The sequence below is a fragment of the Burkholderia sp. AU6039 genome, assembly GCF_002223365.1.
Classification (GTDB): domain Bacteria; phylum Pseudomonadota; class Gammaproteobacteria; order Burkholderiales; family Burkholderiaceae; genus Burkholderia.
The window spans coordinates 57,888-72,653 of sequence record NZ_NKFK01000002.1; the positions used below are offsets into that span (position 1 = coordinate 57,888).

The window sequence follows — 14,766 nt, forward strand, 5'->3', positions numbered from 1 at the left end:
CCTGACATGGAGGAGACGTGAGCGAGACATCCAGCAGCACACTGCCCGAAGCCGGCCACGCGTCTGCTGCGCCGGTGGCCGAGCCGCCGACGCTGGCGGCGCTGGAAGCCCATCTCGCTCCGTATGCCGCACACGCGTCGCAGTCGCGCGGCCGTCGCCATCCGGAAGCACCGCCGGCGGCGCGCACCGAATTCCAACGCGACCGCGACCGCATCGTCCATTCGACCGCATTTCGCCGGCTCGAATACAAGACGCAGGTCTTCGTCAATCACGAAGGCGACCTGTTCCGCACCCGTCTCACGCACAGTCTCGAAGTCGCGCAGATCGCGCGCTCGGTCGCGCGCAACCTGCGCCTGAACGAGGATCTCGTCGAGGCGATCTCGCTCGCGCACGACCTCGGCCATACGCCGTTCGGCCATGCCGGGCAGGACGCGCTGAATGCCTGCATGCGCGAGCATGGCGGCTTCGAGCACAACCTGCAGAGCCTCGCGGTCGTCGACGAGCTCGAGGAGCACTACGGCGCGTTCGACGGGCTGAACCTGTGCTTCGAGACGCGCGAAGGCATTCTGAAGCACTGCTCGCGCGAGAATGCGCGCAAGCTCGGCGCGCTCGGCGAGCGCTTCCTGCAGGGCCGCCAGCCGTCGCTCGAAGCGCAGCTCGCCAACATCGCGGACGAGATCGCGTACAACAACCACGACGTCGACGACGGCCTGCGTTCCGGCCTGATCACGATCGAGCAGCTCGCGGAAGTCGAGCTGTGGCAGCGCCACTACGAGGCGGCGCTCGCCGAATTCCCGCACCTCGAGGGCCGTCGTCTCGTGCACGAGACGGTGCGCCGCATCATCAACACGCTGATCGTCGACCTGATCGACGAGACGACGCGCAATCTCGCGCGTGTCGCGCCCGCTTCGCTCGACGACGTGCGCGCCGCGCCGCCGCTCGTGTCGCACAGCGAAACGGTCGCCGCGCAAGCGGCTGCCCTCAAGCGTTTTCTCTTCAAGAACCTCTATCGTCACTACAAGGTGATGCGCATGGCGAGCAAGGCGCAGCGCGTCGTCACCGGCCTGTTCGATGCGTTCATCGACGATCCGCGCCTGCTGCCGCCGCCATACCAGTCCGACGACACCGCGCAGCAGCCGCGCCTCGTCGCGCACTACATCGCCGGCATGACCGACCGCTTCGCGCTGAAGGAGTATCAGCGCCTGTTCGTCATCGGCGACAACTGACTGTCACAAACGATCACTAGACTTCGCCGGTTCAATGGCGACGGGAATGTTGCACACGCTGTTGGTAACGTTTTCATAGGAGAGAGGTCGATGAAGAAGAAGCCTGCGGGGACACTGGTTCGTTCGATCGCGCTCGGCGGCGCGCTGATGTTCGGGATGCAGCACGTGGCGCTCGCCGCGACGGAAATCCAGTTCTGGCATGCGATGGAGGCCGCGCTCGGCGAGCGGGTCAATGCGATCGCCGATCAGTTCAATGCGTCGCAGAGCGACTACAAGATCGTGCCGGTCTTCAAGGGCACCTACGACCAGGCGCTCGCGGCCGGCATCGCCGCCTATCGCAGCGGCAACGCGCCGGCGATCCTCCAGGTCTACGAAGTCGGCACGGCCACGATGATGCAGGCGAAGAAGGCCGTCGTGCCCGTCTACGACGTGTTCAAGCAGGCCGGCGTGCCGCTCGACGAAAAGGCGTTCGTGCCGACCATCGCGAGCTACTACAGCGACGCGAAGACGGGCCATCTCGTCTCGATGCCGTTCAACAGCTCGACGCCGGTGCTGTACTACAACAAGGACGCATTCAAGAAGGCCGGGCTCGACCCGAACCAGCCGCCGAAGACGTGGGCCGACGTGCAGGCCGATGCCGAGAAGCTACGCAAGTCGGGGATGGCGTGCGGCTTCACGACCGGCTGGCAGGGCTGGATCCAGCTCGAGAACTACAGCGCGTGGCACGGGCTGCCGTTCGCGAGCCGCAACAACGGCTTCGACGGTACCGACGCGGCGCTCGAATTCAACAAGCCGCAGCAGATTGCGCACATCTCGTTCCTGCAGCAGATGGCGAAGGACGGCACGTTCACGTACGCGGGGCGCAAGGATGAGGCGTCGGCGAAGTTCTACAGCGGCGACTGCGGGATCCTGACGACGTCGTCGGGCGCGCTCGCGAACGTGCAGAAGTTCGCGAAGTTCAGCTACGGCACGGGCATGATGCCGTACGACGCGAACGTGAAGGGCGCTCCGCAGAACGCGATCATCGGCGGCGCGAGCCTGTGGGTGCTGGCGGGCAAGGATCCGGCGACCTACAAGGGCGTCGCGAAATTCCTCGCGTACCTGGCCTCGCCGGCGGTCGCCGCGAAGTGGCACCAGGACACAGGCTACCTGCCCGTGACGACCGCGGCGTACGACCTCACGCGCCAGCAGGGCTTCTACGCGAAGAACCCGAGCGCCGAAACCGCGATCAAGCAGATGCTGAACAAGCCGCCGCTGCCGTACACGAAGGGGCTGCGCCTGGGCAACATGCCGCAGATCCGCACGGTGGTCGACGAGGAGTTCGAACAGGTCTGGGCGCAGAAGAAATCGCCGAAGGACGCGCTCGATTCGGCCGCGTCGCGCGGCGACGAACTGCTGCGCCGCTTCGAGAAGTCGGGCGGCTGAGCCCGCATCGCACCGTGCCGCCGGCCGGCCGCGTCGCATCCAGTGCGGATGCGCGTGCCGGCCGGCGGCACGCCCCCTTTCCGTTACGCCTGACCGGATCTTCGCGATGCAATCCCGTTCCCGTTTCGGTACGAGCCTGCTGCCGTACCTGCTGATCGCGCCGCAGCTCGCGATCACCGCCGTGTTCTTCCTGTGGCCGGCCGGCGTCGCGCTATGGCAGTCGACGCAGATGCAGGACGCGTTCGGCACGTCGAGCGAATTCGTCGGCCTCGCGAACTTCACGCACCTGTTCGCCGATCCGCTATATCTCGATTCGTTCCGCACGACGCTCGTGTTCAGTTCGCTCGTCACGGTGAGCGGGCTCGTCGTGTCGCTGGTCCTCGCCGCGTGCGCCGACCGCGTGATCCGCGGCGCGCGCGTGTACCGCACGCTGCTGATCTGGCCGTACGCGGTCGCCCCGACCATCGCTGCCGTGCTGTGGGCGTTCCTGTTCAACCCGAGCATCGGCCTGATCACCTATGCACTCGCGAAGAGCGGCATCGTGTGGAACCACGCGCTGAACGGCGGGCAGGCGATGTTCCTCGTCGTGCTCGCGTCGGTGTGGAAGCAGGTGAGCTACAACTTCCTGTTCTTCTACGCGGGCCTGCAGGCGATTCCGCGCTCGCTGATCGAGGCGGCGGCGATCGACGGCGCGGGGCCGGTGCGGCGCTTCTTCAACATCGTGCTGCCGCTGCTGTCGCCCACCAGCTTCTTCCTGCTGGTCGTGAACCTCGTCTACGCGTTCTTCGACACGTTCCCGGTGATCGACGCGGCCACCGGCGGCGGCCCGGCGCAGAGCACGAAGACGCTGATCTACAAGATCTTCGCGGAAGGCTTCCAGGGGCTCGACATCGGCAGCTCGGGCGCACAGTCGGTCGTGCTGATGATCATCGTCGTCGGGCTCACGGTGATCCAGTTCCGCTTCGTCGAACGCAGGGTGCAATACGCATGATCGAAAATCGCAAGGGCTTCGACCTGTTCTGCCACGCGGTGCTGATCGCGGGTGTGGTGCTGATCGTGTTTCCCGTCTACGTCGCGTTCTGCGCGGCGACGATGAACGCGCAGGAAGTATTCACGGTGCCGCTGTCGCTCGTGCCGAGCACGCACCTGTTCGAGAACGTCGCGTACATCTGGGGGCATGGCAGCGGCGGCACGACCGCGCCGTTCGGCCGCCTGCTCGTGAACAGCTTCGCGATGGCGCTCGGCATCGCGGTGGGCAAGATCGCGGTGTCGATCCTGTCCGCGTACGCGATCGTCTATTTCCGCTTCCCGTTCCGCAACACGGCGTTCTGGCTGATCTTCGTCACGCTGATGCTGCCGGTGGAAGTGCGGATCTTCCCGACCGTGCAGGTCGTGTCGACGCTGCACCTGACGAACACCTACGCGGGGCTCACGCTGCCGCTGATCGCATCGGCGACCGCGACGTTCCTGTTCCGCCAGTTCTTCATGACGCTGCCCGACGAGCTGATGGATGCCGCACGCATCGACGGCGCGGGGCCGCTGCGGTTCTTCTGGGACGTCGTGCTGCCGCTGTCGAAGACGAGCATCGCGGCGCTGTTCGTGATCACCTTCATCTACGGCTGGAACCAGTATCTGTGGCCGATCCTGATCACGACGGAGGCCTCGCTGTCGACGGCTGTGGTGGGTATCAAGACGATGATCGCGAGCGGCGACGCCGCGACCGAATGGCAATACGTGATGGCGGCGACGCTGCTGGGAATGATCCCGCCGCTCGTCGTCGTGCTGGCGATGCAGCGCTGGTTCGTGCGCGGCCTCGTCGATTCCGAGAAATAAATGACGGACGGCAACCGGGAGAAAGACCAAGAATGGCTGCGCTGAGCTTGAAGGGCGTCAGGAAATCCTACGACGGCAAGCAGCACGTGCTGCATGGCATCGACGTGGAGATCGCCGACGGCGAATTCATCGTGCTGGTCGGCCCGTCGGGCTGCGGCAAGTCGACGTTGCTGCGGATGATCGCGGGGCTCGAGACGGTGACGGACGGCGAGATCGCGATCGGCGAGCGTGTCGTCAACGCGCTGGAGCCGAAGGATCGCGACATCGCGATGGTGTTCCAGAACTATGCGCTGTACCCGCACATGACGGTCGCGCAGAACATGGGCTACGGGCTGAAGATCCGCGGGATCGAGCGCGCGACGATCGATTCGCGGGTGGCGGCTGCCGCGAAGATCCTCGAGCTCGAGCCGCTGCTCGCGCGGCGGCCGCGCGAGCTGTCGGGCGGCCAGCGGCAGCGCGTCGCGATGGGGCGCGCGATCGTGCGCGAGCCGTCGGTGTTTCTGTTCGACGAGCCGTTGTCGAACCTCGACGCGAAGCTGCGCGTGCAGATGCGGCTCGAGATCCAGCGGCTGCATGCGCGGCTCGCGACGACGAGCGTCTACGTGACGCACGACCAGATCGAGGCGATGACGCTCGCGCAGCGCGTGATCGTGATGAACCGCGGCTACGCGGAGCAGATCGGCGCGCCGGTCGACGTGTACGAGAAGCCGGCGACGGTGTTCGTCGCGGGCTTCATCGGCTCGCCGGCGATGAACCTGATGCACGGCCGGCTGTCGGACGACGGCGCGACGTTTACGGTCGCGGGCGGCGGCCCCGCGCTGCCGGTCGCGGGCGCGCCCGGCATCGGCGCGGCAATCGCCACCGGGCGCGACTGGGTGCTCGGTGTGCGTCCGGAACACATGACGCCGCAGCCGGGCGTCGCGCAGGCGACGCTGCCGGTCGACTCGTGCGAGCTGCTCGGCGCAGACAATCTCGCGCACGGCCGCTGGGGCAGTCACGACGTCGCGGTACGCCTGCCGCACGCGGACCGTCCCGCGCGCGGCACGGCGCTGGCGGCCGCGCTGCCGGCGCACCGCCTGCATTTCTTCGATCCCGAGACCGGCAAGCGTGCCGGCTGACCCTGCGACCTTGCCGAGAGACCGACGATGACGACCCGTACCGACTGGTGGCCTTATCCGCGCGTCGTCGCCCATCGCGGCGGCGGCACGCTCGCGCCGGAGAACACGCTCGCCGCGCTCGACGAGGGCGCGCGCCGTGGCCACCGGATGGTCGAGTTCGACGCGAAGCTGTCGGCCGACGACGTGACGTTCCTGCTGCACGACGACACGGTCGACCGCACGTCGAACGGTCACGGCGCGGCGGCGGGCATGCGTTATGACGCGCTGGCCGCGCTCGACGCGGGCACGTGGCGCGACGCGCGCTTCGCGGGCGAGCGGATGCCGACGCTCGAGGCGGCGGCGGCGCGCTGCCTCGCCCACGGGCTGGCAGCGAATGTCGAGATCAAGCCGTGCCCGGGGCGCGAGATTGAGACCGGGCAGCGCGTGGCGGCCGACGCGGCCGCGTACTGGCGTGATGCCGCGATTGCGCCGCTCCTGTCGTCGTTCTCGTTCGATGCGCTGCAACAGGCACGCGCGACGGCGCCTGCGCTGCCGCGCGGAATGCTCTACGAGTCCGTGCCGGACGATTGGCATGCGCAGGTCGTCGGCGCGCTCGGCTGCGTTTCGTTGCATGCAGACCACACACAGCTCGACGAACCGCTCGTGCGCGCGATCAAGGCGGCCGGGCTGCGCATCCTGGTTTACACGGTGAACGACCTCGAGCGGGCACGCGAACTCGCCCGCTGGGGCGTCGACGCGGTCTGCACGGACCGGATCGACCTGATCGGCCCGGCAGCGCTGGACGACATCGCCATCCCCTGACGGCCGCGACAACGGCCGGCGAAACCGGCGTCAGGAACGTGCCTGATGCGAAAAAACGACGCCCCGACGGGATTCCCGCCGGGGCGTTTCGCATCGTGGAGACGTTACGTCACGAAAAATCCGCTACAAATTGCAGCAGGATTAACCATTCCCCAAATATTCGACTACGCTTAGAAGCGGTAGCCGAGGTTCAGGTACGTGACGATCGGGTTCAGCGAGATCTTCGCTTTCGACGTTTCGGTCAGGGTGCCGACCGGCGTCCGGCGGGCCGTCGTGAAGGTCGCGGTCACGCTGACAGGGATGTACGAGAGCGACAGCCCGGCGAACCAGTGCTTCGTGAAGTTGTACGTGAAGCCGGCGTTGAAGACGGGCGCCCACTGGTTGCTGGTCGTCGCGCTGGTCGGGCCGCCGAGCACGCCGTTCTCGAACGTGCCGTTGGTGATCTTCGCGCCGGTGAACCAGACATACGTCGCGCCGACACCGACATACGGACGGAACTTCGCATTGGCGTCGTTGAAGTGGTAGCGCAGCAAGACGGCGGGGCTCCACTGGTACGCGCGGCCGAGTACGCCGAATCTATCGAACTGACCCTTGCCGGTAATGTCGAACTTCGGCGGTATCCCCATCACGAGCTCGGTGGAGATATGGTCGGTGACGAAGTAGCCCGCCGCGAGCCCCAGCGTGTCGGCGTCGTTGATGCCCGCGCCGGTGTTGGGAATGGATTGGTTGATGGGCGTGCCGCCTACGCGGTAGACGAACAGCGGGTCGCTGCTGTCCTGCGGCGAAAGGTGCAGCCAGCCGGTGCTGACGTAGAAATCACCTGCGGATTGTGCGTGTGCCGTACCGCCCGCGAATGCGAGCGCTGCGGCCCCCGTAATGGCCAGTTTTCGTTTCATTGTGTCTCCTCCGATCAAAGGCGTGCTCATTATGACGACTGCGTTTAAAACCAAACAAGCTCGTAAGTTAGAGTTTTCTCCCTAGGTTTCGTACGACCGTACGCTTTCGCGCCCAGCGGGGACAGGCATTCTACGCAGGTGCGCACTTTCGGACCCCCGGGTATTTCCTAACGCGTTCAAACGGACATTCAGCATGGCACGGTTAGCACGACTCTACGTTCCCGACCAGCCGCAGCACGTGATACTGCGCGGCCTGGATCAGCAACCCGCGTTCGTCGACGACCAGGACTACGAACTCTTCATCGATTGCCTGAAGGCCGCCGCGCGCGATCATCACCTGTCGGTGCACGCCTACGTGCTGCTGCCCCGCCAGGTGCAACTGCTCGTGACGCCGAGCGACGAAGCGAGCCTGCCGAAAGCGATGCAGGCCGTCGGTCGCCGCTACGTCGCGCATTTCAACCGGCGCTATTCGCGGCGCGGCACCCTGTGGGAAGGCCGCTATCGCGCGACCGTGATCGAAGGCGAGCGCTATTTCCTGCTCGCGAGCCGCGTGGTCGAGATGAGCCCGGTGCGCGCGCAGCTCGTCGCGACGCCCGAGGCCTATCGCTGGTCGAGCTACCGGCACCACGTCGGGCTCACCGTCGACAGCCTGATCACCGACCATCCGCTCTACTGGGCGCTCGGCAATACGCCGTTCGACCGCCAGCGCGCGTACAAGGAGCTATGCGAGCAGCCGCTCGACGAGCGCCAGGCCGACCAGCTGCAGCAGGCGACGTTGAAGGGCTGGGTGCTCGGCGGCGAGAATTATCGCGAGTGGGCGGCGCGTACCGCGAACCGGCGCGTGTCGCCGCTGCCGCGCGGACGCCCCAGAAAGGTGCGTGAAAACACGCCGCCGATCCAGCAGTAACGCAGGAATGTCGGTTCAGGAGGCGGCGCTGCGGGCGCCGCTTCTTTTTGCACCAAAACGATACGGCCCCAATAAAACGGCACCAGATCGAGGCATCCATTTTATTGGGGCTCGATCAAGCGGTTTTTGTTGCTATTCCTTTGATTCGTCGCGTATATTCCGAATTCCGGTGGCCCGGGCGAAGCATGCCCATCCACGGTCGGCCGTGCCGTCTCCCGTCGGGAGCGGGATCGACGGCAACAAGAAAATGGTTCAACGGCCTCCAGGCCCCCTTTACGACGGTGTCCCCATGAACGACCACCAGCAGCCGCTCGCCGCGGTGCCCGCCGCACAAGGTCTGTATGACCCGCAAAACGAACACGACGCCTGTGGCGTCGGCTTCGTCGCTCACATCAAGGGCAAGAAGAGCCACGAGATCATTCAGCAGGGCCTGAAGATCCTCGAGAACCTCGATCACCGTGGCGCGGTCGGCGCCGATCCGCTGATGGGCGACGGCGCGGGCATCCTGATCCAGATTCCGGACGCGTTCTATCGCGAGGAAATGGCGAAGCAGGGCGTGAACCTGCCGCCGGCCGGCGAATATGGGGTCGGCATGATCTTCCTGCCGAAGGAAAACGCATCGCGTCTCGCGTGCGAGCAGGAGCTCGAGCGGACGGTGAAGGCCGAAGGCCAGGTCGTGCTCGGCTGGCGCGACGTGCCGGTCGATCATGCGATGCCGATTTCGCCGACGGTCAAGGCGAGCGAGCCGCTGATCCGCCAGATCTTCATCGGCCGCGGCAAGGACATCATGGTGACGGACGCGCTCGAGCGGAAGCTGTACGTGATCCGCAAGACGGCGAGCCACCGCATCCAGGCGCTGAAGCTCAAGCACGGCAAGGAATACTTCGTGCCGTCGATGTCGGCGCGCACGATCGTCTACAAGGGGCTGCTGCTCGCGGGCCAGGTCGGCGTGTATTACCGCGACCTGCAGGACGCGCGTGTCGTGTCGGCGCTCGCGCTCGTGCACCAGCGCTTCTCGACCAACACGTTCCCGGCGTGGGAACTCGCTCACCCGTACCGGATGATCGCGCACAACGGCGAGATCAACACCGTGAAGGGCAACGTGAACTGGCTGAACGCGCGTACCGGCGCGATCGCGTCGCACGTGCTCGCCGACGATCTGCCGAAGCTGTGGCCGCTGATCTACCCGGGCCAGTCGGATACCGCGTCGTTCGACAACTGTCTCGAGCTGCTGGTGATGGCCGGCTACCCGCTCGTGCACGCGGTAATGATGATGATCCCGGAAGCGTGGGAACAGCACACGCTGATGGACGAGAACCGCCGCGCGTTCTACGAATACCACGCCGCGATGATGGAGCCGTGGGACGGCCCGGCCGCGATCGCGTTCACCGACGGCCGCCAGATCGGCGCGACGCTCGACCGTAACGGCCTGCGTCCGGCGCGCTACATCGTCACCGACGACGACCTCGTCATCATGGCGTCGGAAGCCGGCACGCTGCCGATCCCCGAATCGAAGATCGTCAAGAAGTGGCGCCTGCAGCCGGGCAAGATGTTCCTGATCGACATGGAACACGGCCGCATCATCGACGACAAGGAACTGAAGGACAACCTCGCGAACGCGAAGCCGTACAAGAGCTGGATCGACGCCGTGCGCATCAAGCTCGACGAGATCGAGCCGAAGGCCGAGGAAGTCGCGGCCGGCCGCACGCAGGGCGCCGCGCTGCTCGACCGCCAGCAGGCGTTCGGCTATACGCAGGAAGACCTGAAGTTCCTGATGGCGCCGATGGCGCAGCAGGGTGAGGAAGCCGTCGGTTCGATGGGCAACGACTCGCCGCTCGCGGTGATGTCGAACAAGAACAAGACGCTCTATCACTACTTCAAGCAGCTGTTCGCGCAGGTCACGAACCCGCCGATCGACCCGATCCGCGAGAACATGGTGATGTCGCTCGTGTCGTTCATCGGCCCGAAGCCGAACCTGCTCGACACGAACAACATCAACCCGCCGATGCGTCTCGAAGTGTCGCAGCCGGTGCTCGACTTCAAGGACATCGCGAAGATCCGTGCGATCGACCAGTACACGGGCGGCAAGTTCAGCGCGTACGAGCTGAACATCTGCTACCCGGTCGCGTGGGGCAAGGAAGGCATCGAGGCGCGCCTCGCGTCGCTGTGCGCGGAAGCCGTCGACGCGGTGAAGTCGGGCTACAACATGCTGATCGTGTCGGACCGCAAGACGGACGCCGAGCATGTCGCGATTCCGGCGCTGCTCGCCACGTCGGCGATCCACTCGCACCTCGTCCAGCAGGGGCTGCGCACGAGCACGGGCCTCGTCGTCGAGACGGGCTCCGCACGTGAGACGCACCACTTCGCGCTGCTCGCGGGCTACGGCGCGGAAGCCGTGCACCCGTACCTCGCGATGGAAACGCTCGCGAAGATGGCCGAAGGGCTGCCGGGCGACCTGTCGCCGGAGAAGGCCGTCTACAACTTCACGAAGGCAGTCGGCAAGGGCCTGCAGAAGGTGATGTCGAAGATGGGCATCTCGACGTACATGTCGTACACGGGCGCGCAGATCTTCGAAGCGCTCGGCCTGTCGAGCGACCTGGTCGAGAAGTACTTCAAGGGCACGGCGTCGAAGGTGGGCGGCATCGGCCTGTTCGAAGTCGCGGAAGAGGCGATCCGCCTGCACCGCGACGCGTTCGGCGACAGCCCGGTCCTGCGCGACATGCTCGACGCGGGCGGCGAGTATGCGTACCGCGTGCGTGGCGAAGACCACATGTGGACGCCGGATTCGATCGCGAAGCTGCAGCACGCGACGCGCAGCAACTCGTACCAGACGTACAAGGAATACGCGCACCTGATCAACGACCAGACCAAGCGTCACATGACGTTCCGCGGTCTGTTCGAGTTCAAGGTCGAGCCGACCAAGGCGATCCCGATCGACGACGTCGAACCGGCGAAGGACATCGTCAAGCGCTTCGCGACGGGCGCGATGTCGCTCGGTTCGATCAGCACCGAAGCGCACGCAACGCTTGCGATCGCGATGAACCGGATCGGCGGCAAGTCGAACACCGGCGAAGGCGGCGAAGACGAGAAGCGTTACCGCAACGAGCTGCGCGGCATTCCGATCAAGTCGGGCGAGACGCTGAAGTCGGTGATCGGCGATGAAATCGTCAGCGACATTCCGCTGAAGGACGGCGATTCGCTGCGCTCGAAGATCAAGCAGGTCGCGTCGGGCCGCTTCGGCGTCACCGCCGAGTACCTCGCGTCGGCGGACCAGATCCAGATCAAGATGGCGCAGGGCGCGAAGCCGGGCGAAGGCGGCCAGCTGCCGGGCCACAAGGTGTCCGAATACATCGGCAAGCTGCGTTACTCGGTGCCGGGCGTCGGCCTGATCTCGCCGCCGCCGCACCACGACATCTACTCGATCGAGGATCTGGCGCAGCTGATCCACGACCTGAAGAACGTGAACCCGAGCGCGAGCATCTCCGTGAAGCTCGTGTCGGAAGTGGGCGTCGGCACGGTCGCGGCCGGTGTCGCGAAGGCGAAGGCCGATCACGTCGTGATCGCCGGCCATGACGGCGGCACGGGTGCGTCGCCGCTGTCGTCGGTCAAGCATGCGGGCACGCCGTGGGAACTCGGCCTGGCCGAAACGCAGCAGACGCTGGTGCTGAACCGCCTGCGCGGCCGCATCCGCGTGCAGGCCGACGGCCAGATGAAGACGGGCCGCGACGTCGTGATCGGCGCGCTGCTCGGCGCGGACGAATTCGGCTTCGCGACGGCGCCGCTCGTCGTCGAAGGCTGCATCATGATGCGCAAGTGCCACCTGAACACGTGCCCGGTCGGCGTCGCGACGCAGGATCCGGTGCTGCGTGCGAAGTTCAAGGGCCAGCCCGAGCACGTCGTGAACTACTTCTTCTTCGTCGCCGAGGAAGTGCGCGAGATCATGGCGCAGCTCGGCGTCGCGAAGTTCGACGACCTGATCGGCCGCGCCGACCTGCTCGACACCCGCAAGGGCATCGAGCACTGGAAGGCGAAGGGCCTCGACTTCTCGCGCGTGTTCTACCAGCCGGAAGAATGCGAGGACGTCGCGCCGCGTCACGTCGACGTGCAGGATCACGGCCTCGAGCGCGCGCTCGACCACGTGCTGATCGAGAAGGCGAAGGCCGCGATCGAGAACGGCGAGCATGTGTCGTTCATCCAGCCGGTGCGCAACGTGAACCGGACGGTCGGCGCGATGCTGTCGGGCGTGATCGCGAAGAAGCACGGCCATGACGGCCTGGCCGACGACGCGGTGCACATCCAGCTGAAGGGCACGGCCGGCCAGAGCTTCGGCGCGTTCCTCGCGAAGGGCGTGACGCTCGACCTCGTCGGCGACGGCAACGACTACGTCGGCAAGGGCCTGTCGGGCGGCCGGATCATCATCCGCCCGACCAACGACTTCCGCGGCAAGTCCGAGGAAAACATCATCTGCGGCAACACGGTGATGTACGGCGCGATCGAAGGCGAATCGTTCTTCCGCGGCGTGGCGGGCGAGCGCTTCTGCGTGCGCAACTCGGGGGCGACGGCGGTCGTCGAAGGCACGGGCGATCACGGTTGCGAATACATGACGGGCGGCACGGTCGTCGTGCTCGGCGAGACCGGGCGCAACTTCGCGGCCGGCATGTCGGGCGGTCTCGCGTACATCTACGATCCGGAAGGCACGTTCGCGGCGAAGTGCAACAAGTCGATGGTCGCGCTCGAGCCGGTGCTGCAGCAGGCCGAGCAGGAGCGCACGGTCGACCGCGCGCTCTGGCACGAAGGCACGACGGACGAAGCGCTGCTCAAGGGGCTCGTCGAGCGTCATTTCCAGTTCACGGGTTCGCCGCGCGCGAAGTCGCTGCTGGAAAACTGGGACGCGGCGCGCCGCCAGTTCGTGAAGGTGTTCCCGCACGAATACAAGCGCGCGCTGGGCGAGATCGGTGCGAAGAAGGCGGCGAAGGAAGAACTGGCCGCCTGAGCGACGAACGACATAGCGAATGCCGCGCGCGCATGATTGCCGCGCGCGGCTCCCCCACCCGATACACCGAACAGAAGAGCACCTTATGGGCAAGGCAACCGGTTTTCTGGAGTTCGAACGCCGCCACGAGGCGTACGAAGCACCGCTCACGCGCGTGAAGCACTACAAGGAGTTCGTCGCGGCACTGACCGACGCGGACGCGAAGGTCCAGGGCGCGCGCTGCATGGATTGCGGCATCCCGTTCTGCAACAACGGCTGCCCGGTCAACAACATCATTCCGGACTTCAACGATCTCGTTTACCGCCAGGACTGGCAGCAGGCGATCGAAGTCCTGCACTCGACCAACAACTTCCCGGAATTCACGGGCCGCATCTGCCCGGCGCCGTGCGAAGCCGCCTGTACGCTCGGGATCAACGACGATCCGGTCGGCATCAAGTCGATCGAGCACGCGATCATCGACAAGGCCTGGGCGGAAGGCTGGGTGAAGCCGCTGCCGGCCGAGCACAAGACGGGCAAGAAGGTCGCGGTCGTCGGTTCGGGCCCCGCGGGCCTCGCCGCCGCGCAGCAGCTCGCGCGCGCGGGCCACGACGTGACGGTGTTCGAGAAGAACGACCGCGTCGGCGGCCTGCTGCGCTACGGGATTCCCGACTTCAAGCTCGAGAAGTGGCTGATCGACCGCCGCATGCGCCAGATGGAAGCGGAAGGCGTGACGTTCCGCACCAGCGTGTTCATCGGCAAGGATCCGCTGCCCGAGTCGATCGGCAGCCTCGCGAAGGAAACCATCTCGCCGGAAACCCTGAAGGAGGAATTCGACGCGGTCGTGATCGCGGGCGGGTCGGAAACGCCGCGCGACCTGCCGGTGCCGGGCCGCGAACTCGCGGGTGTGCATTACGCGATGGACTTCCTGCCGCAGCAGAACCGCGTGAACGCGGGCGACAAGCTCGTCGACCAGCTGCTCGCGAAGGGCAAGCACGTGATCGTGATCGGTGGTGGCGACACGGGTTCGGACTGCGTCGGCACGTCGAACCGTCACGGCGCGAAGCAGGTCACGCAGTTCGAGCTGCTGCCGCAGCCGCCGGAAGAGGAAAACAAGCCGCTCGTGTGGCCGTACTGGCCGATCAAGCTGCGCACGTCGTCGTCGCACGAGGAAGGTTGCGAGCGCGACTGGGCGGTCGCGACGAAGCGTCTCGAAGGCAAGAACGGCAAGGTCGAGAAGCTGATCGCGGTGCGCGTCGAGTGGAAGGACGGCAAGATGCAGGAAGTGCCGGGTTCCGAGTTCGAAATGAAGGCCGACCTCGTGCTGCTCGCGATGGGCTTCACGCAGCCGGCAGCCCCCGTGCTCGAGGCATTCGGCGTCGCGAAGGATGCGCGCGGCAATGCGCGTGCGGCGACCGAAGGTGATCGTTCGTACTACACGTCGGTCGACAAGGTGTTCGCGGCGGGCGACATGCGCCGCGGCCAGTCGCTCGTGGTGTGGGCGATCCGCGAAGGCCGCCAGTGCGCACGCTCGGTCGATGCGTACCTGATGGGGCATTCGAACCTGCCGCGATAAGCTGAATCTCGCGAG

At 66.0% G+C, this 14,766-nt stretch carries 10 protein-coding genes; 9 read left to right on the top strand and 1 reads right to left on the bottom strand.

Going from position 1 to position 14,766, the window contains the following annotated elements:
- The first annotated feature begins 17 nt into the window (after nt 1-17).
- From CFB39_RS01815 to ugpQ, 6 genes are all read left to right on the top strand, one after another.
- Entirely contained in the window at nt 18-1,226 is a 1,209-nt protein-coding gene (locus CFB39_RS01815; protein ID WP_089424315.1) for a deoxyguanosinetriphosphate triphosphohydrolase, read from the top strand.
- Between the two features lie 90 nt (nt 1,227-1,316).
- Complete coding sequence (gene ugpB, locus CFB39_RS01820; protein WP_089472016.1) at nt 1,317-2,651, top strand: sn-glycerol-3-phosphate ABC transporter substrate-binding protein UgpB; 1,335 nt, start codon at nt 1,317-1,319, stop codon at nt 2,649-2,651.
- Nucleotides 2,652-2,757: 106 nt separating this feature from the next.
- Complete coding sequence (ugpA, locus tag CFB39_RS01825) at nt 2,758-3,642, top strand: sn-glycerol-3-phosphate ABC transporter permease UgpA (protein WP_089424317.1); 885 nt, start codon at nt 2,758-2,760, stop codon at nt 3,640-3,642.
- A complete protein-coding gene (gene ugpE, locus CFB39_RS01830) occupies nt 3,639-4,484 on the top strand; it encodes a sn-glycerol-3-phosphate ABC transporter permease UgpE (RefSeq protein ID WP_039366729.1) in 846 nt (281 codons plus the stop codon). Before ugpA ends, ugpE begins: the two co-directional genes overlap by 4 nt.
- A 32-nt stretch (nt 4,485-4,516) precedes the next feature.
- Complete coding sequence (locus tag CFB39_RS01835) at nt 4,517-5,602, top strand: sn-glycerol-3-phosphate import ATP-binding protein UgpC (RefSeq protein ID WP_089430498.1); 1,086 nt, start codon at nt 4,517-4,519, stop codon at nt 5,600-5,602.
- Between the two features lie 27 nt (nt 5,603-5,629).
- On the top strand, nt 5,630-6,403 hold the full coding sequence (gene ugpQ, locus CFB39_RS01840) for a glycerophosphodiester phosphodiesterase (protein ID WP_089472017.1): 774 nt from the start codon (nt 5,630-5,632) through the stop codon (nt 6,401-6,403).
- Between the two features lie 170 nt (nt 6,404-6,573).
- On the opposite strand, the gene CFB39_RS01845 is transcribed toward ugpQ, so the two are convergent.
- Entirely contained in the window at nt 6,574-7,299 is a 726-nt protein-coding gene (locus CFB39_RS01845) for an OmpW family protein (RefSeq protein WP_089472018.1), read from the bottom strand.
- 193 nt (nt 7,300-7,492) lie between these two features.
- Here CFB39_RS01845 and CFB39_RS01850 point away from each other — a divergent pair, with 193 nt between their 5' ends.
- From CFB39_RS01850 to CFB39_RS01865, 3 genes are all read left to right on the top strand, one after another.
- Entirely contained in the window at nt 7,493-8,206 is a 714-nt protein-coding gene (locus CFB39_RS01850) for a transposase (protein WP_006477151.1), read from the top strand.
- A gap of 289 nt (nt 8,207-8,495) precedes the next feature.
- Complete coding sequence (locus CFB39_RS01860) at nt 8,496-13,199, top strand: glutamate synthase-related protein (protein ID WP_089424321.1); 4,704 nt, start codon at nt 8,496-8,498, stop codon at nt 13,197-13,199.
- A gap of 85 nt (nt 13,200-13,284) precedes the next feature.
- Nucleotides 13,285-14,751: a glutamate synthase subunit beta gene (locus CFB39_RS01865; protein WP_089424322.1), complete on the top strand. Its 1,467-nt coding sequence runs from the start codon at nt 13,285-13,287 to the stop codon at nt 14,749-14,751.
- Nucleotides 14,752-14,766 lie beyond the last annotated feature (15 nt).

What these genes read in the sequence shown, in the direction of transcription:
- CFB39_RS01865 (WP_089424322.1), top strand. Translation starts at nt 13,285, where the DNA reads ATGGGCAAGGCAACCGGTTTTCTGGAGTTCGAACGCCGCCACGAGGCG.
- CFB39_RS01860 (WP_089424321.1), top strand. Translation starts at nt 8,496, where the DNA reads ATGAACGACCACCAGCAGCCGCTCGCCGCGGTGCCCGCCGCACAAGGT.
- ugpQ (WP_089472017.1), top strand. Translation starts at nt 5,630, where the DNA reads ATGACGACCCGTACCGACTGGTGGCCTTATCCGCGCGTCGTCGCCCAT.
- ugpB (WP_089472016.1), top strand. Translation starts at nt 1,317, where the DNA reads ATGAAGAAGAAGCCTGCGGGGACACTGGTTCGTTCGATCGCGCTCGGC.
- CFB39_RS01845 (WP_089472018.1), bottom strand. Translation starts at nt 7,299, where the DNA reads ATGAAACGAAAACTGGCCATTACGGGGGCCGCAGCGCTCGCATTCGCG.
- CFB39_RS01850 (WP_006477151.1), top strand. Translation starts at nt 7,493, where the DNA reads ATGGCACGGTTAGCACGACTCTACGTTCCCGACCAGCCGCAGCACGTG.
- ugpE (WP_039366729.1), top strand. Translation starts at nt 3,639, where the DNA reads ATGATCGAAAATCGCAAGGGCTTCGACCTGTTCTGCCACGCGGTGCTG.
- ugpA (WP_089424317.1), top strand. Translation starts at nt 2,758, where the DNA reads ATGCAATCCCGTTCCCGTTTCGGTACGAGCCTGCTGCCGTACCTGCTG.
- CFB39_RS01835 (WP_089430498.1), top strand. Translation starts at nt 4,517, where the DNA reads ATGGCTGCGCTGAGCTTGAAGGGCGTCAGGAAATCCTACGACGGCAAG.